We start from the raw sequence: 22,766 nt of genomic DNA, 5'->3' as shown, positions 1-22,766 counted from the left end.
CGCTGGAACGGGAAGGGGAGCCGACCTGGAGGGACGCATGCGGATTTCGGTGGCCGCCGACAGCAAGGACGGCGTGGCGGAGCGGGTCGTGTCCGAGCTGCGCCGGCGGGGGCACGAGGTGGTGACCCACGGGGCGCTCGACGACGGCGAGCGCGACGACTGGGCGTGGGCCTGCGAGCTGGCCGCCAGGGACGTCAGCGAGGGCCGCGCCGAGCAGGCGGTCGTCTGCTGCTGGACCGGCACGGGCGCGTCGATCGCCGCGAACAAGGTGCCCGGCGTGCGCGCGGCCCTGTGCGTGGACGCCTACACCGCCGACGGCGCCCGCAAGTGGAACGACGCCAACGTGCTGGCGCTCAGCCTCCGCCTCACCTCGGACGTGGTGCTGGACGAGATCCTGGACGCCTGGCTGGCGGGGCGCCCGAGCACCGACCCTGCCGACGTCGCGAACGTCGCCCACCTCGACGCCATCTGATCAGGGTCTCAGCACCCGGGCGAGCGCGGTCTCCACGGCGGCCCTGACGGTGGCGGGGTCGTCGAGGTCGAAGCCGACCACGAGCCCGTCCCTGACCAGCAGCAGCACGTCGGCGGTCCGCTCGGGGTCCGGGTGGCCGTCTGCGGCCAGGAGGTCGCGGTAGAGGTCGCGCGTCCAGCGCCGGTGCTCGGCGATGGCCTGGCGTACGGGATGGGCGGGATCGGGATACTCGGCCGCCGTGTTGACGAAGGCGCAGCCCCGGTAGGCGGGGCCGGCGCCGAACTCGCACATGAACGTGAAGATCGCCAGCAGCCGCTCTCGCGGTGATCCCTCGCGCATGCTCTCGGCCATGCCGCGCTGCGCCGCGCCCTGCTCGACGATGTACGCCCTGACCAGGTCGTCCTTGCTCGGGAAGTGGTGGTAGAAGGTCGCCTTCGCCACGCCCGCCTCCGCGATGATGCGGTCGATGCCCACCGTGTGGACGCCCTCGCCGTAGAACAGGCGGGCGGCGGACTCCAGCACCCGGGTCCGTGCCGGGCTCCGCGTTCCTGCGCTCACCTGTTGACGATACCAGACAGACCTGTCTACTCTCAGATGCACAGACCGGTCTGTCTACCAAGGGAGCCAGGATCATGTACACCGCCATCGCCACCGCGGCGGGCCGCGACGGCCGCGCCGTCTCCTCCGACGGAAAGCTCGACGTCCGGCTCGCCCTGCAGAAGGAGCTGGGCGGCAACGGCGAGGGCACCAACCCCGAGCAGCTCTTCGCCGCCGGCTACGCGGCCTGCTTCGCCTCCTCGCTGCAGTTCGTGGGGGCGAGCAAGAAGGTCGACGTCTCCGACGCCGCCGTCACGGCCGAGATCGGCCTGTCGCCCAACGGCAAGGGCGGCTTCCGGCTCGACGCCACGCTCAGGGTGGAGCTGCCCGACGGCATCGCGCCGGAGGTCGCGCAGGAGCTCGTCGAGGCCGCTCACCAGGTGTGCCCGTACTCCAACGCCACCCGCGGCAACATCCCGGTCAAGCTGGTCGTCGAGTAGGTCCTCAGAACCGTCACACCAAGGGGCAGGGAAATCGTCGGTCCCGCCCCTTAGGGTGCTGGGCATGACCGACGTGCTGCTCCGCGGTGGGCTCCCCTGGGGGCTCGGAGCGCCTGCCGACATCCTGGTCCGCGACGGCCGCATCGACCGGGTCTCACTCGGCCCCGTCGAGGCGCCCGGCGCCCAGGTCTACGACGTGGCGGGGCAGCTCGTCCTGCCCGGCCTCGTCGAGGCCCACTGCCATCTCGACAAGACCCTCTACGGCGGGCCGTGGGTGCCCCACTCCGCCGACGACACGCTCTCCGGCCGCATCGCCAACGACCTCGGCCGCCGCGCCGAGCTGGGCGTGCCGAGCGTGGCCCGGATAGCCGCCCTGCTGGAGCGCATGAGCGCGGCGGGCACCACGCACGTGCGCACCCACACCGACATCGACCCCGCGGCCGGGTTGCGGGGCGTGGAGGCCGTGCGCGAGGCCGCGGCCGGCTCCCCCGTCGAGGTGCGCCAGGTCGCCTTCCCCCAGCACGGCGTGCTCACCAACCCGGGCACCGCCGAGCTGCTGGAAGAAGCGCTGAAGAGCGGCGTGGAGGCGGTGGGCGGGCTCGACCCCGCGGGCATCGACCGCGACCCGGTGCGCCACCTCGACCTCGTCTTCGGCCTGGCCGGGCGCTACGGCACCCATCTCGACATCCACCTGCACGACGGGGGCTCGCTGGGCGGGTGGGAGCTGGAGCTGATCATCGAGCGGACGAAGGCGCTCGGGCTGGGCGGCAGGGTGGCGGTCAGCCACGCGTACGCGCTGGGCCAGCTCGACGACGCCCACCAGGACCGCCTCGTCGAGGGCCTGGCCGAGGCCGGGGTCGCGGTGGTGACCGCGGCCGTCTACAGCTTCCCCGTGCCACCCGTGAAGAAGCTGCGGGCCGCGGGCGTCACGGTCGCGTGCGGGCACGACGGCATCCGCGACCTGTGGGGCCCGTACGGCAGCGGCGACATGCTGGAGCGGGCCATGCACCTCGCCTACCGCAGCACGTTCCGCAGGGACGACGACATCGAGCTGGCGCTGGAGGCCGCCACCGTCGGCGGCGCGCGGGCGCTGGGGCTCGACGACTACGGCCTGGCGCCCGGCGACCGGGCCGACCTCGTCGTGGTCCCGGCCGGGAGCCCGGCGGAGGCCGTGGTCGTTCACCCAGCGCGCACTCTGGTCATGAAGGACGGCGTCGTCCTGCACAATTGACCGGCGGGACCATCGAAAGGCAGGCAAGTGCTCTCTATTCACCAGCGGATCGCCGCAGAGCTCGGCGTACGCGACGGGCAGGTGCAGGCGGCCGTCGACCTGCTCGACGGCGGCGCGACCGTGCCGTTCATCGCGCGATACCGCAAAGAGGCCACCGGCGCCCTCGACGACGCGCAACTGCGCACGCTGGAGGAGCGGCTGCGTTACCTGCGCGAGCTGGACGAGCGCAGGACGGCGATCCTGGAGTCCATCGAGTCTCAGGGCAAGCTCGACGACGAGCTGCGCGAGCAGATCATGGCCGCCGAGACCAAGGCCAGGCTCGAGGACATCTACCTGCCGTACAAGCCCAAGCGGCGCACCAAGGCGCAGATCGCCCGCGAGCTGGGGCTGGAGCCGCTGGCCGACCAGCTCCTGGCCGACCCCACGCTCGACCCCGAGGCCACCGCCAAGGGCTTCGTCACCGAGGGCGTCGCCGACGCGGGCGCCGCGCTCGAAGGGGCCAGGGCCATCCTGATCGAGCGCTTCGCGGAGGACGCCGACCTCATCGGCGGGCTGCGCGAGCAGTTCTGGAACCACGGGCGGCTGGTGTCGAAGGTCCGCGAGGGCAAGGAGGAGGCGGGGGCCAAGTTCTCCGACTACTTCGAGTTCGGCGAGCCGTTCACCAAGCTGCCCTCCCACCGGATCCTGGCCATGTTCAGGGGCGAGAAGGAGGAGGTCCTCTCCGTCACCCTGGAGCCCGACGACAGCCCCGACTACGAGCTGCGCATCGCCTCCCGGTTCGGCGTCTCCGACCAGGGCCGCCCGGCCGACAAGTGGCTGAGCGAGACCGTGCGCTGGGCCTGGCGCACCCGCATCCTCGTGCACCTGGGCATCGACCTGCGCATGCGGCTGTGGCAGGCGGCCGAGGACGAGGCGGTGCGGGTGTTCGCGGCCAACCTGCGCGACCTGCTGCTCGCCGCTCCGGCCGGCGCGCGGCCGACGATGGGGCTCGACCCCGGCCTGCGTACGGGCGTGAAGGTCGCCGTGGTCGACGCCACCGGCAAGGTCGTCGAGACCGCAACCATCTACCCCCACGAGCCCAAGCGGCAGTGGGACCAGTCGCTGGCGGTGCTGGGCGCGCTCGCGCAGCGGCACGGCGTCGAGCTGATCGCCATCGGCAACGGCACGGCCTCGCGCGAGACCGACAAGCTGGCCGGCGAGCTGGTCACGCACATGCCGTCGCTCACCAAGATCGTGGTCTCGGAGGCGGGCGCCTCGGTCTACTCGGCCTCCGCGTACGCCTCGCAGGAGCTGCCCGAGCTCGACGTGTCGCTGCGCGGCGCGGTCTCCATCGCCCGGCGCCTGCAGGACCCGCTCGCCGAGCTGGTCAAGATCGACCCCAAGTCGATCGGCGTCGGCCAGTACCAGCACGACCTGGCCGAGTCCAAGCTCTCCCGCTCGCTCGACGCGGTCGTCGAGGACGCCGTGAACGCCGTCGGGGTCGACGTCAACACCGCCTCGGCGCCCCTGCTCACGCGCGTGTCGGGCATCGGCTCCACGCTGGCGGAGAGCATCGTCCGCCACCGCGACGCCAACGGCCCCTTCCGCACCCGCGCGGCGCTCAAGAGCGTGCCCCGCCTCGGCCCGAAGGCGTTCGAGCAGTGCGCGGGCTTCCTGCGCATCCGGGGCGGCGACGACCCGCTCGACATGTCGAGCGTGCACCCCGAGTCCTACCCCGTGGTGCGCCGCATCCTGACCTCCGCCAAGACCGACCTCAAGACGCTGATCGGCAACACGGCGGCGCTGCGCACGCTGCGGCCCGAGGAGTTCACCGACGAGACCTTCGGCCTCCCGACGGTCACCGACATCCTGCGCGAGCTGGAGAAGCCGGGCCGCGACCCGCGTCCCGCCTTCAAGACCGCCACCTTCAAGGAGGGCGTGGAGAAGATCTCCGACCTCACGTCCGGCATGATCCTGGAGGGCGTGGTCACCAACGTGGCGGCGTTCGGCGCGTTCGTCGACATCGGCGTGCACCAGGACGGCCTGGTGCACGTGTCGGCCATGTCGCGCAACTACGTCAAGGATCCGCGTGACGTGGTCAAGCCCGGCGACATCGTCCGCGTCAAGGTCCTCGACGTGGACATCCCGCGCAAGCGCATCTCCCTGACGCTGCGCCTGGAGGACGAGACGACGGCCCAGCAGGGCGGCGAGGGGCCCCGCAAGGGCGCCGGCCGGCCAGGGGGCGGTCGCGGCGACGGCCAGCCGGGGCGCGGCGCGCGTGGTGACGGCGGGCGAGGGAACGGCGGCCGCGGAGACGCCCGTGGCGAAGGCGGGCGCGGTGAAGGCGGGCGCGGTGAAGGCGGGCGCGGCGAAGGCGGCGGTCGTGACGATGGCGGGCGCGGGAACGGTGGCCGCGGTGACGGTGGCCGCGGCAGGGGTGACGGCCAGCGCGGCGGTGACGGCGGTCAGCGCGGGCGCGGCGACGGCCGGGGCGGCCAGCGCCGCCAGGACCGGCCCGCGCCGACCGGCGCCATGGCCGAGGCCCTGCGGAAGGCGGGCCTGACCGGCGACAACCGCTAGCACGGACGCACGGCCCGGGCCCACGGACGCACCTGCGCGTAGGCCCGGGCCGCCGCATATCCGCCCGAACGCGACACACTCGCCCCATCCCATCCCGCGCCCTGCCCCGCCCCGCCCCGCCCCGCACTGTCCTGCCGTGCCCGCCCCGCCCCGCCCCCGTCCTGCCTGCCGTGCCCGCCTCACCCGCCCTGCCCTGCCGTGCCCGCCTCACCCCGCCCTGTGCGCCTCGATGCCGCGCACGCAACGGCGCGCACATGACGCAGGGGCACGCCTTGCACTAGTGCACAGCCCGGCGATTTCCCTCGTGGCGCTGGGTCGGGATGCCCCGCTCCGTACGGTGCTCACATGAAGTATCTGGAAGGGGCCTTCGCCCCCGTCACCGAAGAGGTCACCGCCTTCGACCTCCCCGTCACCGGGCGGATCCCCGCCGAGCTGAACGGCCGCTACCTGCGCAACGGGCCGAACCCGCTGAACGTGGAAGACCCCGCCGTGCACATCTGGGGCATGGGCCAGGGCATGGTGCACGGGGTGAGGCTGCGTGACGGCCGGGCCGAGTGGTACCGGAACCGTTTCGTCCGGACGCCGGGCTTCGCGCCCATGGTGCACGTGTTCGAGCACGCCCGGCGCGTCTTCGCCCTGGCCGAGGGCGGTCTGCCGCCCGCCGAGCTGGACGCGGAGCTGAACACGGTGGGATTGTGCGACCTGGGCGGGACGGCGCAGGGGTTCACGGCGGGAGCGCACTCCAAGCACGACCCGCTCACCGGCGAGCTGCACTCGCTGTCGTACATGCCGGGCCACGACTTCGTCCAGCACATCGTGACCGACGCCGGGGGAAGCGTCGCCCGGACCACCACCATCCCCATGACCCGGACGCCGTTCCTGCACGACTTCGCGCTCACCGAGTCCCACGTGGTGTTGTGGGACACTCCGCTGGGCTTCGACCGGTTCGAGTGCCGGTGGCTGCCGGGGCACCCGACCCGGGTGGGTGTGCTGCCGCGAGCCGGTGGTGAGGTGCGCTGGCTGGACGTCGGCCCCGTGCACGTCAGCCACACGCTCAACGCCTACGACGACGGCCACTCCGTCGTGGTCGACCTGGTCACGGCCGAAGGGCCGTTCGACCCCGCCGACCCCGGGGCGATCCGGCCCGTGCTGGACCGCTGGACGATCACGCCGGACGGCATCGACCAGCGGCGCCTCGACGACCGGCCCCGGGACTTCCCCCGCGTGAACGAGGCGCGGGCCACCCGTCCGTACCGATACGGCTATTCGGCCGCGACCGCCCTGTACGGGATCCCGTTCACGTCCGAGGGCCCGCCGCCCGACGACGCCTTCACCAACGCCCTGGTCAAGCATGACCTGGAACGGGGGACGGCCGAGGTGCACGGGTTCGGCAGGGACGCGGCGGTCGGGGAGGCCGTGTTCGCCGGCACGGGCGCGGGCGAGGACGAGGGGTACCTGCTGACGTACGTGCACGACGCCGAGCGCGGCGCCGCCGACCTGGTGATCCTCTCGGCCCAGGACTTCACCGGCGAGCCCGTCGCGCGGGTCCACCTGCCCGCCAGGGTGCCGCTCGGCCTGCACGGCAACTGGCTGCCCGATCACTGAGGCATGGCAGCATGACGTCGTGAACGATCCGCGACCGCCGTACCTGCGCATCGTGGCCGACATCGAGCGCCGCATCGCCGAGGGAGAGCTGCGGCCCGGCGATCCCGTCCCCACGACCAGGGCGATCATGAGCGAGTGGGGCGTCGCGATGGCGACGGCCACCAAGGCGCTGGCCGCGCTCAAGCAGGCGGGCGCCATCGAGTCCACGTCCCGGATCGGCGCCGTGGTCGCTCCCCGGAGGCTGCCGTCGCGCTCCGCCGGAGGGCTGGAACGCGACCGCGTCGTCCGCGCGGCCATGGAGATCGCCGACACCGATGGTCTGGCCGCGCTGTCCATGCGAGCGGTGGCGGCCAAGCTCGGGGTCGCCACCATGACCCTCTACCGGCACCTCGACGCCAGGGCCGAGCTCACCCAGCTGATCGCGGACGCCGCGTTCGCCGGCATCGAGTATCCGGAGCCGCCGCCGGGGTGGCGCTCCCACCTGCGGGTGGCCGCTCAGCTCCAGTGGGCCGCCTACCATCGCCATCCCTGGTTGCCGCGGCTGGTGTCCATCACCCGGCCGGTCGCGCTGCCGGGGCTGCTGGCGTACGGGCAGTGGACCCTACGCGCGCTGGACGGCCTCGGTCTGGACCCGGGCACCCGGCTGCACGTCTACGGCACGCTGGTCAACTTCGTGCGGGGGACGGCGATCAACATCGAGAGCGAGGCGGGCGCCGAGCTCGACACGGGGCTGACCAGCAAGCAGTGGGTCGCGGCGCGGTTGCCCTTCGAAGGGCCGCTGATCGCCCGGATCACGGAGCCGGGCGCGGAGCTGGACCTGGAGTCGCTGTTCGCCTTCGGCCTCGAACGCCTGCTGGACGGCCTGGCCACCGTGATCACGCCACGGGACCTCCGCCAGTGACAGCCGCCACCGATCGTGGGACATCCGCCAGTGACAGCCGCCACCGGTCGCGGGACATCCGGCGCTGACAGCCGCCACCGGTGCATCCCGCCCGGCCGGTACGTCGTGACGATACGGTCTAGGTGTGAGCACGACTGCGTTCGACACGGCGATCACTCAGGCCCGCGACCTGCTCAGATGGCGTTCCCCGCTGCGGACGGAGCTCTGGGCGGCCCGCCTCACGGCCGAGCTGGAGGCGTCGGAGCAGGTGGAGGCGTTCCTGCGGCGATCGGCGGAGGACGGCGGCCAGGAAGCGCGCCTCGCCCTGGCCGCCCTGGCGGCGGTCAACGGCCAGGGCGCGCAAGGCCCGTACGCGGCGGCCGGCGACGCGGTGGCCGAGAGCCTGCCCGGGTGGGTGCGCCGGATGGGCCGGGTCACCTGCGACGGCGGCTGGTACGGCAAGGCCGACCCCTACGGCGAGCAGGTCCTGGCGGCCCTGTCCTTCCGGTACGACAACGGCAAGGAGCCGCACGTCCTCGTCGCCGGTATCGACCAGCCCAGCGGCGGCCTGGCCGTGGACGCGGTGGTGGAGGAGGCGAAGTTCCTCGACGAGCTGGACCTGCGGCCGACGCCGCCGGAGAGCGTGGCGGCGCGGATCCTGGACGCCTTCGAGCTGACCGACCGTGTCATGGGGGCGCAGGTCGCCGAGACGCTGCCGGGCGTGCGCCCGTTCGCGATCACCCGCGCCCGCTCCGCGCTCACCCGCACGCACGACGCCACGCCGAACGCAGCCGCCGGGACTGCGGACGGCGGTGCGCCCGGCCGCACGCGTGACACCGCGTCCGAGATCGCTCTGGACGCGCTGCCCGACGTGCCCGGCGCCCGGGAGGCGTTCGGGAAGCTGGTCGAGTTCGTCGGGGATCGCCCGCTGTGGTGGAGCCCGGCCAGGGTCGCGCAGTTCCTGACCCAATGGCTGCCCAGGGAGGCGATCCTCTCGGAGGCGGCGATCGCGGCCATGCCCGAGGTCGTCCGCGCCTGGACCCGCCACCAGGGTGGACATCCCGCCGTGCTGCGCCAGATCGACGAGGACGCGCCCCGCCTGCCGGGCCTGATGGCCGACGACTCCCTGGCCTCGCTCAACAAGCGCCTGGCGCGCGGCCGCTAGAACGCGTACCGGATGCGGCAGTACGGCAGCCGCTCCCCGATCAGGCCGGTGAGCGCCGCGACGTATCGCCCCTTGTGCCCGTTGCGGTAGCGCACGTTCCACCCGCCCGTCTCCGACCGCTTGGCCTGCTGCAGCTCAGGCCGCCACAGCACCTCCTCGGCCTTCGGATGCCAGCCGAGGTTGACCTGGTGCAGCCGGTCGTTGTGGGTCAGGAAGATCACCTCGGCGGCGAGCCGGCGGCGGGCCTCGGCGCTCAGGGCGTCGTCGAGGTGGCCGAGCAGCTCCGCCCAGTCCTCCAGCCACCCGTCCCGTACGACGACCGGGCTGAAGTTGACGTTTACCTCGTACCCGGCCGCCACGAAGTCGTCGATCGCCGCGATGCGGTCGGCGATGGGCGAGGTGCGGATGTCGAGCAGCTTGGAGTCCGCCGCCGGCATGAGGCTGAACCGCACTCTGGTGCGCCCCCGGGGCTCCCAGTCGAGCAGGTCGCGGTTGACGTACTTGGTGGCGAAGCTGGCCTTGGCATGCGGCAGCCGGCCGAACAGCTCCACCAGGTCCCGCACGTTGTCGGACACCGTGGCGTCGAGCGAGCAGTCGGAGTTCTCCCCGATGTCGTAGACCCAGGCGTGCGGGTCGATCTGGTCGGGCTCGGCCTTCACGCCCTGCCGGCCGGCGTGCCGCTCGACGTACCCGAGGATCTGGTCGATGTTGGCGAAGACCGTGATCGGGTTGCTGTAGCCCTTGCGGCGCGGCACGTAGCAGTAGGCGCAGGCCATGGCGCAGCCGTTGGCCGTGGAGGGGGCGATGAAGTGGGCCGAGCGGCCGTTGGGGCGCGCGGTCAGCGACTTCTTGACCCCGAGCACGAGGGCCTCGGTCTTGATGCGGACCCAGCGGGCCACGTTCGCCTCGTCGCCGTGGAGCTCGGGGATGCGGTGATGGCTCTCGACCTCGACGCGCTCGGCTGCGGGGAAGCGGGCCAGGATCTCCTGGCCGCGCGGCAGCTCGGCGGCGGCGGGCTCGACGTAGATGCGCCGGATGTCCAGCAGCGGGTTACGGATCGTGGTGGCCATGTGACTTTTCAGGCTACCGGCGCTGGTCCAGTGGACAGGCGTACGCGGTCCTGGAGGCGAGCTGCCAGGTCTCGACGGGCGCGCCGCAGCGGCGGCAGCGCTCGCGCTTGTAGACCCAGCGCTCGTCGGGCGCCGCCGGGTCGCTGACCACCTGCCCCGCGTCCCTGCCCAGGGCGAGGTACGTGACCGCCGCCTCCCACAGCCGCAGCGCCGTCTCCGCGTCGATGCCGCGCGAGCCGGGGTGGAGCCCCACGAGGAAGAGCAGCTCTGCCCGCCAGGCGTTCCCGATGCCCGCCCACACCCCCTGGTCGAGCACCCCGGCCCCGACCGGCCCCCGGAACCGGGTCAGCCGCCGCACCGCCTCCGCCGCGGACGCGTCCTCGCGCAGCGGGTCCGGCCCCAGCGAGCCGCGCAGCGCGGCCACCTCCTCCGCTTCGAGCGGCTCGCACCGGGAGGGGGCGATGAGGTCGTAGGCCACCTCCCCCGTGGCCAGCCGCAGCCGGGTACCGCGCCGGGGCCCGGACTCCGGATCGTCGTACCGCAGGAAGATCCCCCGCATGCCCAGGTGCACGTGGATCGCCGGGAGGCCGTCCTCGAAGTGGTAGAGGAGGTGCTTGCCGACCGCCTCCACCCCGGCCAGCACCCGCCCGTCGTACGGCCGGGCCTCGAAGCGCCCCTGCGGGCCGGCGGCGCGCACGACGTGACCGGCCAGGGCCGCGTGCTGCTCGCGGGCGTGGCGGTGGATCAGATGACCTTCCGGCATACCCGGGGCTCTACCCCGCGAGCTGGGCCGCCGCGCTGGAGAGCAGCAGGTCGAGCGCCGTCGGGTAGGCGCTGTCGTTCATCCGGGCGACCAGCAGCGGCGCGGTGGCCGCGATGTTGGGGTGGGTGCTGGCCGGCAGCCGCGCGTACGTGTCGCGCCACACCTCCTCGTCGGCCTCCCGCGCCGCCTTCGGCAGGGCCAGGGTGGCGGCGTCGAGGATGGCGAAGGCCAGGCTCTGGTCGATGAACGCGTGGTAGATCCGCACCGCGTCCCTGTCCGCGAACCCGGCGCCGCGCAGGATCCCGATGATCGTCTCGTCGCTGGCCACCTCGTTCGGCCGGCCGGTGACCCGGCTGGCGGTCAGCACGGCGGCCTGCGGGTGCGCCAGGTAGGCGTTGTGGATGCGCGTGCCCAGCTCGCGCAGGTCGGCCCGCCAGTCGCCGGTGGGCAGGAACGAGGCCATGGCGCGGCCGAACAGCTCGTCCGCGATGGCCAGGAGCAGATCGTCCATGCCGCGGAAGTACCGGTAGACGGTGCTGGCGTCGGCGCCGAGCGCCAGGCCCAGGCGGCGGGCGGTGAGCCCGGCGGCCCCGTGCTCGCGCAGCATGCGCAGCGCGGTCTCCACGATGAGCGCGTGGGTGAGCACCTGCCCCTGCTTGGTCGGACGCCGCCGACGGCGTGCCGCCTCCGGCACCACCCGCTTGGCCATGGAACGCCTCCCTTATGCCAACACCATTGACGTTGATGAGCATACGAGCGTTTGATGTACGACACACCCCCCGAAAAAGCCATAAAAGGGGATTTATCGTCATGCGTATCCTTCTTGTGGGAGCCGGCGGCGTGGGAACCGCCGTCACCCGGATCGCCGCACGCCGCCCGTTCTTCGACCACATGGTGGTCGCCGACTACGATCTCCCCCGCGCCAAGGCGGCCGTCGCCGCGCTCGGCGACGAGGCCACCAGGTTCACCCCTGCCAGGATCGACGCCGCCGACGCCGGCGCGGTCGCCGCGCTGCTGGCCGAGCACCGCTGCGACGTGCTGCTCAACGCCACCGACCCCCGGTTCGTGCTGCCCCTGTTCGACGCCGCGCTCGCCGCGGGCGTCGACTACCTCGACATGGCCATGTCGATGTCCAAGCCACACCCCGACCGCCCGTACGAGGAGGTCGGCGTCAAGCTCGGCGACGAGCAGTTCGCCCGCGCGCCCCAGTGGGCCGACAGGGGCAGGCTGGCGCTGGTCGGCATGGGCGTCGAGCCCGGCCTGGCCGACGTCTTCGCCCGGTACGCCGCCGACGAGCTCTTCGACGAGATCGAGGAGATCGGGATCAGGGACGGCGCGAACCTGACCGTGGACGGCTACGACTTCGCCCCCTCCTTCTCCATCTGGACCACGATCGAGGAGTGCCTCAACCCGCCGATCGTCTACGAGAAGGGCCGCGGCTGGTACACCACCGAGCCGTTCAGCGAGCCCGAGATCTTCGACTTCCCCGACGGGATCGGCCCCGTGGAGTGCGTGAACGTCGAGCACGAAGAGGTCGTGCTGGTGCCCAGGTGGATCCCGGCCCAGCGGGTGACGTTCAAGTACGGGCTGGGCGAGGAGTTCATCGGCACCCTGAAGACCCTGCACGCGCTGGGCGTGGACCGCACCGAGCCGGTCGCGGTCAGGACCGACCGGGGCACCGCCAGGGTGTCGCCGCGCGACGTGGTCGCCGCCGTGCTGCCCGACCCGGCCGAGCTGGGCGAGCGCATGCACGGCAAGACGTGCGCCGGCACCTGGGTGAAGGGCGTCAAGGACGGCCGGCCCCGCGAGGTGTACCTCTACCACGTGGTGGACAACCAGTGGTCGATGCGCGAGTACGGCTCGCAGGCCGTGGTCTGGCAGACCGCGGTCAACCCGGTGATCGCGCTGGAGCTGCTGGCCGGCGGGGTCTGGCAGGGTACGGGCGTGCTGGGGCCGGAGGCGTTCGAGCCGCGCTCGTTCCTGGATCTGCTGGTCGAGTACGGCTCCCCCTGGGGCATGCGCGAGCAGTGAGGGGGGCGGGAGGCGCCACCGGATCCGGACACTGGATCATTGAGGTGCCGCAACCTGTACATCGGAGGAATCCTGTTGAGCATCGCCGACGATCCCGACCGCGCACCGGCCCGCTCCCACCTGTACGCCATGGGCATGTCGGAGGAGGAGATGCGCCGCCCCGTGGTCGGCATCGCCTCCACCTGGACCGGCACCATGCCGTGCAACCTGACCCACCGCGAGCTCGCCGCCGAGGTGGCCGAGGGGGTGCGCGCGGCCGGTGGGCTGCCGATGGAGTTCAACACCATCGCGGTCTCCGACAACCTCACCATGCACACGCCCGGCATGCGGGCCTCGCTGATCAGCCGGGAGGTCATCGCCGACTCGATCGAGCTGATGGGCCTGGCCCACCAGTTCGACGCGCTGGTGGCGATCGTCGGCTGCGACAAGACCGTGCCGGCGGCGATCATGGCGCTGGCCCGCCTCGACGTGCCATCGGTGGTCCTTTACAGCGGCAGCATGATGCCGGGCCGCTGGCGCGGCCGTGACGTGACCATCCAGGACATGTGGGAGGCGCTCGGCGAGCGCGCGGTGGGCCGGATGGACCAGGCGGACCTCGACGACCTGGCCCGGCACGCCTGCCCGGGCGCCGGCACCTGCGCCGCGCAGTACACCGCCAACACCATGGGCACGGTCGCCGAGTTCCTGGGCCTGGCCCCGTTCGGCGTCGGCGACATCCCCGCGGTGGCCGAGGAGAAGGGCGCCGCGGCCCGCCGGGTCGGCGAGCTCGCCATGCAGGCGCTGGCCCGCGACGCCCGCCCCTCGCGCGTGCTCACCGAGGACGCCCTGCACAACGCGATCGTGTCGGTGGCGGCCATGGGCGGCTCCACGAACGCCGTGCTGCACCTGCTGGCCATCGCGCGCGAGGCCGGGCTGCCGCTGGAGATCGACCGGATCGGCGAGGTCTGCCGCCAGGTCCCGATCATCACCGGGCTCAAGCCGAGCGGCGGCGACGCCACCGCGCTGGACCTGTGGCGGGCCGGCGGCACCTCGCTGGTGGTGCGCCGCCTGCTGGAGGCGGGGCTGCTGCGCGAGAGCGTCACGCTGGTGGACGGCCGCTCGCTGGCCGACGTGGCCGCGGACGCGCGGGAGACGCCGGGGCAGCAGGTGGTGGCGAGCGCCGGGCAGCCGTTCAAGCAGCGTGGCGCGCTGGCCATCCTGCGCGGCTCGCTGGCGCCTGACGGGTGCGTGCTCAAGCTGGGCGGCAAGGACGACTTCCGCCACGAGGGACCGGCGAAGGTGTTCGACTCGGAGAGCGACTGCTACGTCGCCATCCAGGAGGGCCGGATCGTGGCCGGGGACGTCATCGTGGTCCGGTACGAGGGCCCGGCGGGCGGCCCCGGCATGCGCGAGATGCTCTCCATCACCGGCCCGCTGGTCGGCCGGGGCCTGGGCACCTCCGTGGCGCTGGTCACCGACGGCCGCTTCAGCGGGGTCTCGCACGGGCTGGTGATCGGGCACGTGGCGCCGGAGGCGTACCACGGCGGGCCGATCGCGCTGGTGCGCGACGGCGACACGGTGGTCATCGACAGCGCCGCCGGCACCCTCGACCTGCTGGTGCCCGAGGCGGAGCTGGCCGAGCGGCGGGCCGCGTGGGTGCGGCCCGAGCGGGCGGTCGAGCGCGGGGTGCTGACCAAGTACGTGGCGACCGTCGGCTCCGCCTCCGACGGGGCCGTGACGGCGTGAGGCCAGGGACCGAGCAGCGGGCGGGGACGGCTATGCTGCGCATTGACGTTTGCCCCGCCCCCTGATGCGAAGGAGACCTACGCGATGTACAAGGAGTTCGCCGGCGAGGTCGTGATGTGGCTCGTCCCGGTCGTGGTGCTGATCGGAGTGGCACTCCTCGTCACCGCGTGAGCCCCGGAGGGGCCGGGTGTCCCGGCCCCTTCCGCCGTCGTCAGCGGTAGTACCTGTACGACACGTACGTGCTGGCGTAGGTGCGGAAGTCGCCGTACCCGTCGACGTAGTCGTTCCATGCCTCGGACAACCGCGCGGTGCGCACGGTGCAGCCCGTGTAGCGCACCTTGCGCGCCGCGATGCGGCCCACGTTGCTGTAGCACGAGCCGACCTTGCGGCCGTTCACCTTCAGGTTGACGTTGAGCTTGACGTTGAAGAGGTTCTTGCGGGAGATGTTGGTGATCCGCACCTTGACGCGGCAGGTGTCCTCGCACTTGCCCCAGTAGGACTTGGTGCGGATGAGCTGCGCGCCGGTAGTGGCGGCTTCGGCGGGCGCGGCCAGCAGCGTGGTCGCGGCGAGCGCCACTAACGCCGTGGCGGCAAGGCTTTTGAACATTTCGCCCCCATAGTCGAGACAGTCGCTCCCCCCTGTCGGCAGCGACACGTACGTGTCCGACTACTACCAGGCAGCCCGCTTCCTCGCGTTTGCCGGGCATGATCCGATACGAAACGGTTATCCCTTTATATCGGGCTTATCCGCCCGCAACCTGGCCGGGTCAGGACGCCCACGCCAGCAACGGCCCCCCTTGCCTGAGCCGTCTCAACGCCTGCTTCTCCAGTTGCCTGATGCGCTCCCTCGTGAGGCCGAGACACTGCGCGATCTCCGTGTAGGAGTGGACCTCCTCTCCGGTCAGCCCGTACCTGAGCCTGATCACGAACGCCTCCCGCGGCGGCAGGGTCGTGACCACCTGGCGCAGCTCCGCGCTGAGCGCGCGCAGCTCGGTCAGCTCCTGCACCTGCAGCCCGTCCTCGTCGGCGATCATGTCGCCGATCCGGCCCTCGCCGTGCTCCCCGACGGGAATGTCGAGGCTGACCATGTCCTGGCCGAGCCTGCGTAACGCCGCGACCTGGCCGGGCGAGCGCTCGGCCACCTCGGCCAGCTCCACGTCGGTCGGCTCGCGGCCCAGCTCGGTGGCGAGCTGCCGCTCCACCCTGATCAGCCGCGACAGCTCCTCCGCGACGTGGATCGGCAGCCGCACGGTACGGCTCTTGTCGTGGATGCCGCGCTCGATGGCCTGGCGGATCCACCACATCCCATACGTGGAGAACTTGTATCCCCGCGTGTAGTCGAACTTCTCCACCGCCCTGATCAGCCCGAGGTTGCCCTCCTGGATGATGTCGAGCAGCGGCAGCCCCCGGTAGGAGTACCGCCTGGCGGCGGACACCACGAGCCGGAGGTTGGACCTGATCAGCAGGTCCTTGGCGCGCTTGCCATCGAGCGCGACGAGTTCGAGTTCTGGCGTGCCCTCACCACGCTCGATCAGATGGCCCGCGTACAGGCCTGCCTCGATCCGCCGGGCGAGCTCCACTTCGTCCGCGGCGGAGAGCAAGGGGGTCTTTCCGATCTGCTCGAGGTACGTACCGAGCAGATCGGGCTCTTCGGCCGACATGCACGAGCACTACCCGGTAAACGGCGGCGAATTCCCCACTTCGTTGAGCTCGGCGATGGCCAGCTCCGCCGTACTGCGGATATCGAAGAACTTGTCCAGCGCGGTGATCGCGAACAGGTGCTTGCACCGGCCGTTCAGGCCCGACAGCAGCAGCCGCCCGCCCGAGGCCGTGACCGCCTTGTGCAGGTAGACCAGCACGGAAAGACCCGAGGAGTCGCACACGCTGACGGCCTGCATGTCGATGACGAGCATCGGGGGCTGCGTGAGATCGAGCGCCTTGGTGACGCGGTCGCGCACCTCCGCCGCGGACCCGAAGTCGAAATCCCCCGTCAACCGCGCGATGACGCAGGGTCCCTGGAGTCCGAGGCTGATCGACAAGGCCTGCTCCGAAGTCACCCAGCTCCACCTACCCGCGTCGCTCTCCCGATCCACCCACTTTACGAGAAGTAGCGCTTCGGGTTGAACACCAGCATCTGCTCAATCTGGTCATCGGTCACACCCGCGTCCAGCAGGGCGGCCAAGACATCGTCGTGAATGTGATCGTAGCGCCAGTTCGGCGCCAGCGTCTGGAGGGCCTCGTCCCAGGCGCCGCCGAAGTAGTCCATGAAGCAGGCGGCGTCGTGGCTGAGGACCATACGATCGGCGTACCCCCGCCGGCACAGGGCCGCGATCGTGGCCACGCGCTGCGGCGTCGGGTTGAAGACGTCCAGACCGAACCGGTCCATGCCCAGGATCGCGCCCGTGTCGGCCAGCCGCATGAGGTAGTCGAGGTCGTTGCTGTCACCCGCGTGCCCGAGGACGACCTTCTCCAGGCTCACGCCCTCCTTGGCGAACAGGTCGAGCGCGATCAGGCCGCTCCGCGTGAACGAGTTCGTGTGGACGGTGATCGGCGCGCCGGTGCGTACGTGGGCCTGCGCGACGGCCCGGCAGATGCGCTCGACGCCGGGCGTGAGCCCCTTGGCCTCGACCACGCACTTGAGGAAGGCCGCCTTGACCCCGGTGTCGGCGATGCCCACGGTGAGGTCGCGGACGAAGTCGTCGATCATCGGGTCGGGGCCGTCGACGAACAGGCCGGGGCCGCGGTGCTCGTACTGGTGGGGCAGTTCCTCGTAGGAGTAGATGCCGGTGGCGGCGATGATGTGCAGGCCGGGCACCTGCTCGGCGATCCGCTGGACGCGCGGGATGTAGCGGCCCAGCCCCCACACCGTCGGGTCCACGATCGTGCGCACGCCCTTCGCGGCCACCGCGTTGAGCTTGGTGACCGCGTCCGCCACCCGGAGCTCCTCGTCCCACCAGGCGCCCCTGCCGTAGTTGTCCAGGTGCTCGGTGGCCACCACGAAGACGTGCTCGTGCATCAGCGTCTGCCCGAGCTCGTCGACGTCCACGGGGCCGCGCAGGGTTTCGACGGTGGGCATGCACGCCTCCATACCAGCCGGTCGGTGTGGCCGCAAACCTAGGCTCTCCCGGGATCTCCGTCAACAGGCACGCCGCGGGGATCACCGGCCGGCGCGTCCGCGTCGTACCGCGTGGATCGCCAGCCCGGCCGCGAACACCGCCAGGCCCGCCACCACCGACGTCATCGGCAGCGTGGCCGCCAGCCCCAGGCACAGCGCCAGCCCCAGCACGGGCACGGCGCGGGGCGGCGCGCCCTCGTCGCGGCGGAGCGTGAGGGCGCAGGCGTTGGCGACGGCGTAGTAGACGAGCACGCCGAACGAGGAGAACCCGATCGCCTCCCGCAGGTCGGCCACGAGCAGCAGCACGATCACCGCGCCGCCGACCGCCAGCTCCGCCCGCCTCGGCACCTGCCGCACCGGGTCGACGGCGGCCAGGGCGCCGGGCAGGTCGCGCTCGCGCGCCATGGCCAGCACCGTACGCGAGACGCCCAGCAGCAGCGCCAGCAGCGCGCCCAGCGCCGCCACCGCCGCCCCCGCGCCCACCACCGGCGCCAGCCACCCGAACCCCGCCCGCCTGACCAGGTCGGCCAGCGGCGCGTCGGACGTGGCCAGCAGCTCGGGCCGCAGCGTACGCAGCGCCGCCACGGCGACCAGCGCGTAGACGGCCAGCGTGATGCCCAGCGCGATGCCGACGGCCCTGGGGATGGTGCGGGCGGGATCGCGTACCTCCTCGCCGAGGGTGGCGATCCTGGCGTATCCGGCGAACGCGAAGAACAGCAGCCCCGCCCCCTGCATCACCCCCCACCCGTCGGCGCGCAGGGACACCTCGGTCCCGGGCGGGTGGGCGGACCAGCCGAAGCCGGCCGAGCCGTCGCCTGCCAGCCCGGCCAGGATCACGATGACCAGCACGGCCAGCACGAACGCCACGATGATCCGCGCCACACCCGCCGAGCGCTGCACGCCGAACAGGTTGAGCAGGGTCAGCACGGCCACCGCGGCGATCGCGAGCGGCCGTTCGAGGCCGGGCAGGGCGTAGGAGCCGAACGTGAGCGCCATGGCCGCGCAGGAGGCGGTCTTGCCGACCGTGAAACCCCAGCCCGCCAGGTAGCCCCACAGAGGGCCGAGCCGGCGGCGGCCGTAGACGTAGGTGCCGCCCGACTCGGGGTAGAGGGCGGCCAGCCGGGCCGAGGAGGTGGCGTTGCAGTAGGCGACGACGGCGGCCAGCGCCAGCGAGGCCAGCAGCCAGTGGCCGGCCGCCGCGGCGGCCGGGGCGAAGGCGGCGAACACGCCCGCGCCGATCATCGCGCTCAGCCCCACGACGACCGCGTCGGTGGTGCCCAGCCGCCTTGCCAGCTCCTCCGGCAACGCCGGCCTCCCCTCACGCTTGCAGGAGGCACCCACTCTGCCGCACCCCACCGGCATCCCGCATCAACGCCCGGGTGAACGCCTTGAGGCGAGCTCTCCCTGGCCGTCGAGCCGGGTCAGCCGCCCTTGCCGTTCGGGCCGGGGACCACCAGCACCGGCCGGTGCGCGTGGTGCAGCACCCGGTCCGACGTACTGCCCAGCAGCAGCGACCGCACCCCGCCCAGCCCCCTGGTGCCGGTCACGATGAGCCGGGCGTCGAGCTCGTCGGCCACGTCCACGATGGTCGACCAGACGGCCACGGAGTCCGCGTCGCACCGCGGCGTCGCGTCCAGCCCCGCCTGGCGGGCCAGCTCGGCCCCGTGCCTGGCCAGCTCGCTCATCGCCTGCCCGATGGCCTCGTCCTCGACCCCGGACTGGTCGAGCGCCACCATGAGCCCGGCCGACGCCCTGGCCGAGGTCATCGCCAGCCGCTCCCACACCGTCAGCACGACCGCCTGCTCGCCGCGGAACAGCTCGCCCGCGAAGGCGATGGCGGCCTTGGAGTCGTCAGATCCGTCGTACGCGATCAAAATCGTCATCTCAGTCACTCCTGGAAAGAGGTCGGGGCCCTTCCTCTTTCCAGAGAGGCGCAGTTCAAGCCTGGTGGGACCTCACGCCATGACCGCCGACACCGCGGGCCGGGCCGACGGCTTGAGCAGCGACAACCCGGCCAGCGCCAGCACGGCGAGCTCCGTCACGACCACGAACCGCTGGGTCAGCCCCGCCGGGATGTCCTCGTTGCTCAGCGGGATGCCGAACATGCGCACCACGTACGGGATCACGACCAGCACCAGCGCGCCCAGGGCCACCCCGCTGAGCACCCGCATCGCCCCGGCGTACCGGATCCTCGCCCTGGCCAGCAGCAGGCCGGCCACCGGCATCACCAGGAAGGCGGCGAAAGCGGCGTAGCGGTGGATGCCACCCGACATCGACAGCGGCACGCCGGGCCTGTCGGTCGGGAAGGCCCCGATCAGGAACATGCTCGCCCCCCACGCCAGCAGCAGCGCGACGATCCAGCGGCTCATGCCGGCCCGCCGCACCGCCTCGGCGATCAGCGCGGCGCCCGCGGCGAACAACGTCAGCGAGGCGGGCAGCAGCCATCCGGCCGACTGCCACACGTACTCGCTGATCACGCTGTGGAACGGATCGAGGTCGGATCCGGCGTGCAGGCTGAGCATCGCGCCGCTCCCGGCGCCGATGGCCGCGAAACCATTGACAAGCAAACCCTTCATGCCTCCAAGCTCGTGGAACGCGGACTTGACGAACATCGGAGATCGGCCCGAACCGGCCCTGAAGTACCCCTTAATACCTTGGTCCGGCCAACCCCTGGCCGGGGCCGATGACCTGCCCGTACGTGACCCCGGGTAGGGACAGCCCCCTCAGGGTGGCGGCGGTTGCCCCGACGCCGATTTGACTTGGAGTGCGCTCTAAGGTCCAACCTGGACACATGACGATCCAGGAGGCCGCTCAGCGGTCCGGCCTGAGCGCTCACACGCTGCGCTACTACGAGCGCATCGGCCTGATCCGCTCCGTGGGCCGCAACAGCAGCGGCCATCGCGACTACGCGGAGGAGGACCTCCAGTGGCTGGAGTTCCTCACCAAACTGCGCACGACCGGCATGCCGATCGCCGACATGTGCCGGTACGCGGAGCTGCGCCGGATGGGGCAGCACACCGCCGACGAGCGCAGGGAGATGCTGGAACTGCACCGCGAGCGCGTCAGCGCCAGGATCGCCCAGCTCAGCCAGGACCTGAAGGTTCTGGACTACAAGATCGACAACTATCGCAGGGGGCAACTGGCATGAACAAGCGCACTCTCGGCAGGGAAGGCCTCCAGGTCTCCGCGCTCGGGCTCGGCTGCATGGGCATGTCCGAGTTCTACGGCCAGGGCGACGAGAAGGAGTCGATCGCGGTCATCCACCGCGCCCTCGACCTTGGCATGAATTTTCTGGACACCGCCGACATGTACGGCAGCGGCGCCAACGAGGAACTGGTCGGCCGCGCCATCAGGGACCGGCGCGACGAGGTCGTGCTGGCCACCAAGTTCGGCATCAAGCGCGACGGCGCCACCCGCACGATCGAGAACAGCCCGGAGTACATCAGGGCCGCGTGCGACGCCTCGCTCCGGCGCCTCGGCGTCGACCACATCGACCTGTACTACATGCACCGCCGCAACCCCGACGTCCCCGTCGAGGAGTCGGTCGGGGCCATGGCCGAGCTGGTGCGGCAGGGCAAGGTGCGGCATCTCGGCCTGTCGGAGGTGAGCGCCGACACCCTGCGCAAGGCCGACGCCGTGCACCCGATCGCGGCCCTGCAGAGCGAGTACTCGCTGTTCACCAGGGGCCTGGAGGCGGAGATCCTGCCGGCGGCCAGGGAGCTGGGGGTCGGGCTGGTGGCGTACTCGCCGATCAGCCGCGGCCTGCTGTCGGCCGCGCTGCCCAGCGCCGACGAGCTGCCCGCCGACGACTTCCGCCGCTACCTGCCGCGCAACACCGGCGAGAACGCCGAGCACAACCGGGCGCTGGCGGCCGGGGTCAAGAAGATCGCGGACGCGGCCGGGGTGACGGCCGCCCAGCTCTCCCTGGCCTGGCTGCTCGCCCAGGGCGAGGACATCGTGCCGATCCCCGGCACCAAGCGGCTGAAGTACCTGGAGGAGAACGCCACCGCGGCGGACCTCACCCTCACGCCCGAGCAGCTCGACGCGCTGGCCGCCGCCGTGCCCGCGGACGCCGTGCGCGGCACCCGTTACCCCAGCATGCAGGAGGTCGAGCGCTAGGGCAGGTCGAAGTAGGCGCGTACGGCGGTCGCGCCCGCGCGGGTGTGCACGCGTACGAGATCGCTGAGGAGGTTGACGATGAGCAGGCCGCGCGAGCCCGCGTCACGCGGATCGACCGGCCTGCGGCCCACCAGCGGGTCGGTGATGTGCCCCGCGTCGCTGACCTCGCACACCAGCCGGTCGTCCTCGGCCCACACCCGCAGCACGCCGGAGCCGCCGCCGTGGTCGAGGCTGTTGGCGCCGAGTTCGGCCACCGCGAGCCGGATGTCGTCGAGCCGGTCGCCCTGGAAGCCCAGCGCGGCGGCCTCCCGGGCGGCCAGCCCCCGCACCGCCGACAGGTTGGTGTGGTCGAAGCTCAGCCAGGCGGCCTTCTCCGGCTCGGCGAGCGGCCGGTTGTGCCCGTCGACGACCAGCTCGGGCGCGTAGTCGGCGCTGATCCACTCCCCCGCCGTGTCACGCAGCACGGGGTGGGTGCGCGCCGCCTCGCGGATGACCTCGCCGCTCAGCCCGACGAGGTCGTACGGGCACAGGATCGTCACCCTCCGCCCCGTGAACGACAGGTTGATCAGCGCCTCGTGCTGGGCGCAGGCCGGATACTCCGTCTCGGTGCGCCCCGGCCAGATCGGCTCGCCGATGATCCGCACGTGGTGGTCGGGATGCCGGTCGGCGAAGGCCCGCAGCACGCCGGGGATGATCCGCCCGGGATTGCGGCCGGCCTGCGTCATGTCGAGCAGGAGCACGTCGCCGGCCTGCGCGCCGAGCTCCGCCTCGATCAGCGCGAGGTTCCACGGCGGAACGGCCACGGCGACGGGCTCTCCGGCCGCCAGCCCTTCGCGGATGAAGGTCGTGGTGGCAGCGACGTACTCACCGGCGCCCCGATAGAAGAGCGCCGGATGCACGAACGGTTCCGACCACATCAGAACCACGCTACCTAACGTTGATGAGTTCACGGCAATCCGTTGGGTACCTATTGAGATGTGAAGAGAGTCCAGCT

24 protein-coding genes are annotated in these 22,766 nt (G+C 72.1%); 12 read left to right on the top strand and 12 right to left on the bottom strand.

What is annotated here, in order from left to right; all coding sequences use genetic code 11:
- The first annotated feature begins 37 nt into the window (after window positions 1-37).
- On the top strand, window positions 38-472 hold the full coding sequence (locus tag AB0I79_RS16440; protein WP_357872995.1) for an RpiB/LacA/LacB family sugar-phosphate isomerase: 435 nt from the start codon (window positions 38-40) through the stop codon (window positions 470-472).
- Here the strand turns inward: AB0I79_RS16440 and AB0I79_RS16435 are convergent, their stop codons facing one another.
- A complete protein-coding gene (locus tag AB0I79_RS16435; protein WP_357872992.1) occupies window positions 473-1,030 on the bottom strand; it encodes a TetR/AcrR family transcriptional regulator in 558 nt (185 codons plus the stop codon).
- A gap of 50 nt (window positions 1,031-1,080) precedes the next feature.
- On the opposite strand from AB0I79_RS16435, the gene AB0I79_RS16430 reads away from it, so the two are divergent.
- From AB0I79_RS16430 to AB0I79_RS16405, 6 genes are all read left to right on the top strand, one after another.
- Window positions 1,081-1,509, top strand: coding sequence for an organic hydroperoxide resistance protein (locus tag AB0I79_RS16430; RefSeq protein ID WP_357873070.1), 429 nt, complete (start codon window positions 1,081-1,083; stop codon window positions 1,507-1,509).
- 64 nt (window positions 1,510-1,573) lie between these two features.
- Window positions 1,574-2,740 carry an amidohydrolase gene (locus AB0I79_RS16425; protein WP_357872989.1) on the top strand — a complete coding sequence of 389 codons (1,167 nt, stop codon included), beginning with the start codon at window positions 1,574-1,576 and terminating at the stop codon, window positions 2,738-2,740.
- Between the two features lie 27 nt (window positions 2,741-2,767).
- A complete protein-coding gene (locus AB0I79_RS16420) occupies window positions 2,768-5,299 on the top strand; it encodes a Tex family protein (protein WP_357872986.1) in 2,532 nt (843 codons plus the stop codon).
- A gap of 345 nt (window positions 5,300-5,644) precedes the next feature.
- Window positions 5,645-6,904, top strand: a complete 1,260-nt coding sequence (locus AB0I79_RS16415) for a carotenoid oxygenase family protein (RefSeq protein WP_357872983.1) — start codon at window positions 5,645-5,647, stop codon at window positions 6,902-6,904.
- Window positions 6,905-6,923: 19 nt separating this feature from the next.
- A complete protein-coding gene (locus AB0I79_RS16410) occupies window positions 6,924-7,805 on the top strand; it encodes a GntR family transcriptional regulator (protein ID WP_357872980.1) in 882 nt (293 codons plus the stop codon).
- Window positions 7,806-7,929: 124 nt separating this feature from the next.
- Entirely contained in the window at window positions 7,930-8,949 is a 1,020-nt protein-coding gene (locus AB0I79_RS16405; protein WP_357872977.1) for a hypothetical protein, read from the top strand.
- Here the strand turns inward: AB0I79_RS16405 and AB0I79_RS16400 are convergent.
- Genes AB0I79_RS16400 through AB0I79_RS16390 form a run of 3 tightly spaced genes read right to left on the bottom strand, consistent with a single transcriptional unit; the run spans window position 8,946 to window position 11,491 of the window.
- Window positions 8,946-10,019 carry a spore photoproduct lyase family protein gene (locus tag AB0I79_RS16400; protein WP_357872974.1) on the bottom strand — a complete coding sequence of 358 codons (1,074 nt, stop codon included), beginning with the start codon at window positions 10,017-10,019 and terminating at the stop codon, window positions 8,946-8,948. The genes AB0I79_RS16405 and AB0I79_RS16400 overlap by 4 nt on opposite strands.
- Window positions 10,020-10,032: 13 nt before the next feature.
- Window positions 10,033-10,782, bottom strand: coding sequence for a DNA-formamidopyrimidine glycosylase family protein (locus AB0I79_RS16395; protein ID WP_357872971.1), 750 nt, complete (start codon window positions 10,780-10,782; stop codon window positions 10,033-10,035).
- 10 nt (window positions 10,783-10,792) lie between these two features.
- Complete coding sequence (locus tag AB0I79_RS16390) at window positions 10,793-11,491, bottom strand: TetR/AcrR family transcriptional regulator C-terminal domain-containing protein (RefSeq protein ID WP_357872968.1); 699 nt, start codon at window positions 11,489-11,491, stop codon at window positions 10,793-10,795.
- 101 nt (window positions 11,492-11,592) lie between these two features.
- Here AB0I79_RS16390 and AB0I79_RS16385 point away from each other — a divergent pair, with 101 nt between their 5' ends.
- The 3 genes from AB0I79_RS16385 (at window position 11,593) to AB0I79_RS16375 (ending at window position 14,709) form a co-directional block, all read left to right on the top strand.
- A complete protein-coding gene (locus AB0I79_RS16385) occupies window positions 11,593-12,813 on the top strand; it encodes a saccharopine dehydrogenase C-terminal domain-containing protein (protein ID WP_357872965.1) in 1,221 nt (406 codons plus the stop codon).
- 75 nt (window positions 12,814-12,888) lie between these two features.
- Entirely contained in the window at window positions 12,889-14,538 is a 1,650-nt protein-coding gene (gene ilvD / locus AB0I79_RS16380; RefSeq protein WP_357872962.1) for a dihydroxy-acid dehydratase, read from the top strand.
- A 42-nt stretch (window positions 14,539-14,580) separates the two neighbouring features.
- On the top strand, window positions 14,581-14,709 hold the full coding sequence (locus AB0I79_RS16375) for a hypothetical protein (RefSeq protein WP_357872959.1): 129 nt from the start codon (window positions 14,581-14,583) through the stop codon (window positions 14,707-14,709).
- Window positions 14,710-14,749: 40 nt separating this feature from the next.
- Here AB0I79_RS16375 and AB0I79_RS16370 read toward each other — a convergent pair whose 3' ends face one another.
- From AB0I79_RS16370 to AB0I79_RS16340, 7 genes are all read right to left on the bottom strand, one after another.
- Window positions 14,750-15,145 carry a hypothetical protein gene (locus AB0I79_RS16370; RefSeq protein WP_357872956.1) on the bottom strand — a complete coding sequence of 132 codons (396 nt, stop codon included), beginning with the start codon at window positions 15,143-15,145 and terminating at the stop codon, window positions 14,750-14,752.
- 160 nt (window positions 15,146-15,305) lie between these two features.
- Entirely contained in the window at window positions 15,306-16,199 is an 894-nt protein-coding gene (locus AB0I79_RS16365; RefSeq protein WP_357872954.1) for a sigma-70 family RNA polymerase sigma factor, read from the bottom strand.
- A gap of 9 nt (window positions 16,200-16,208) precedes the next feature.
- Window positions 16,209-16,595, bottom strand: a complete 387-nt coding sequence (locus tag AB0I79_RS16360) for an STAS domain-containing protein (protein ID WP_357872951.1) — start codon at window positions 16,593-16,595, stop codon at window positions 16,209-16,211.
- A 41-nt stretch (window positions 16,596-16,636) separates the two neighbouring features.
- Entirely contained in the window at window positions 16,637-17,614 is a 978-nt protein-coding gene (locus tag AB0I79_RS16355; protein ID WP_357872948.1) for a phosphotriesterase-related protein, read from the bottom strand.
- Between the two features lie 81 nt (window positions 17,615-17,695).
- Window positions 17,696-18,958, bottom strand: coding sequence for an APC family permease (locus AB0I79_RS16350; RefSeq protein WP_357872945.1), 1,263 nt, complete (start codon window positions 18,956-18,958; stop codon window positions 17,696-17,698).
- 116 nt (window positions 18,959-19,074) lie between these two features.
- Window positions 19,075-19,536: a universal stress protein gene (locus AB0I79_RS16345; protein WP_357872942.1), complete on the bottom strand. Its 462-nt coding sequence runs from the start codon at window positions 19,534-19,536 to the stop codon at window positions 19,075-19,077.
- A 72-nt stretch (window positions 19,537-19,608) separates the two neighbouring features.
- Window positions 19,609-20,229: a DUF998 domain-containing protein gene (locus AB0I79_RS16340; RefSeq protein WP_357872939.1), complete on the bottom strand. Its 621-nt coding sequence runs from the start codon at window positions 20,227-20,229 to the stop codon at window positions 19,609-19,611.
- 215 nt (window positions 20,230-20,444) lie between these two features.
- Between AB0I79_RS16340 and AB0I79_RS16335 the strand changes: the two genes are divergently transcribed.
- Together AB0I79_RS16335 and AB0I79_RS16330 are read left to right on the top strand one after the other, a co-directional pair.
- Complete coding sequence (locus tag AB0I79_RS16335; RefSeq protein ID WP_357872936.1) at window positions 20,445-20,801, top strand: MerR family transcriptional regulator; 357 nt, start codon at window positions 20,445-20,447, stop codon at window positions 20,799-20,801.
- Complete coding sequence (locus AB0I79_RS16330) at window positions 20,798-21,772, top strand: aldo/keto reductase (RefSeq protein ID WP_357872933.1); 975 nt, start codon at window positions 20,798-20,800, stop codon at window positions 21,770-21,772. Before AB0I79_RS16335 ends, AB0I79_RS16330 begins: the two co-directional genes overlap by 4 nt.
- Here the strand turns inward: AB0I79_RS16330 and AB0I79_RS16325 are convergent.
- The gene (locus AB0I79_RS16325; protein ID WP_357872930.1) at window positions 21,769-22,689 is read right to left on the bottom strand and encodes a sensor histidine kinase; all 921 of its coding nucleotides are present in this window, start codon (window positions 22,687-22,689) and stop codon (window positions 21,769-21,771) included. The genes AB0I79_RS16330 and AB0I79_RS16325 overlap by 4 nt on opposite strands.
- Between the last annotated feature and the right edge of the window lie 77 nt (window positions 22,690-22,766).

The organism is Nonomuraea sp. NPDC050202, from assembly GCF_040656115.1.
Classification (GTDB): Bacteria; Actinomycetota; Actinomycetes; order Streptosporangiales; family Streptosporangiaceae; genus Nonomuraea.
The sequence above is the reverse complement of the archived record's forward strand: the minus strand, read 5'-3'. Positions and strand labels throughout refer to the sequence as shown.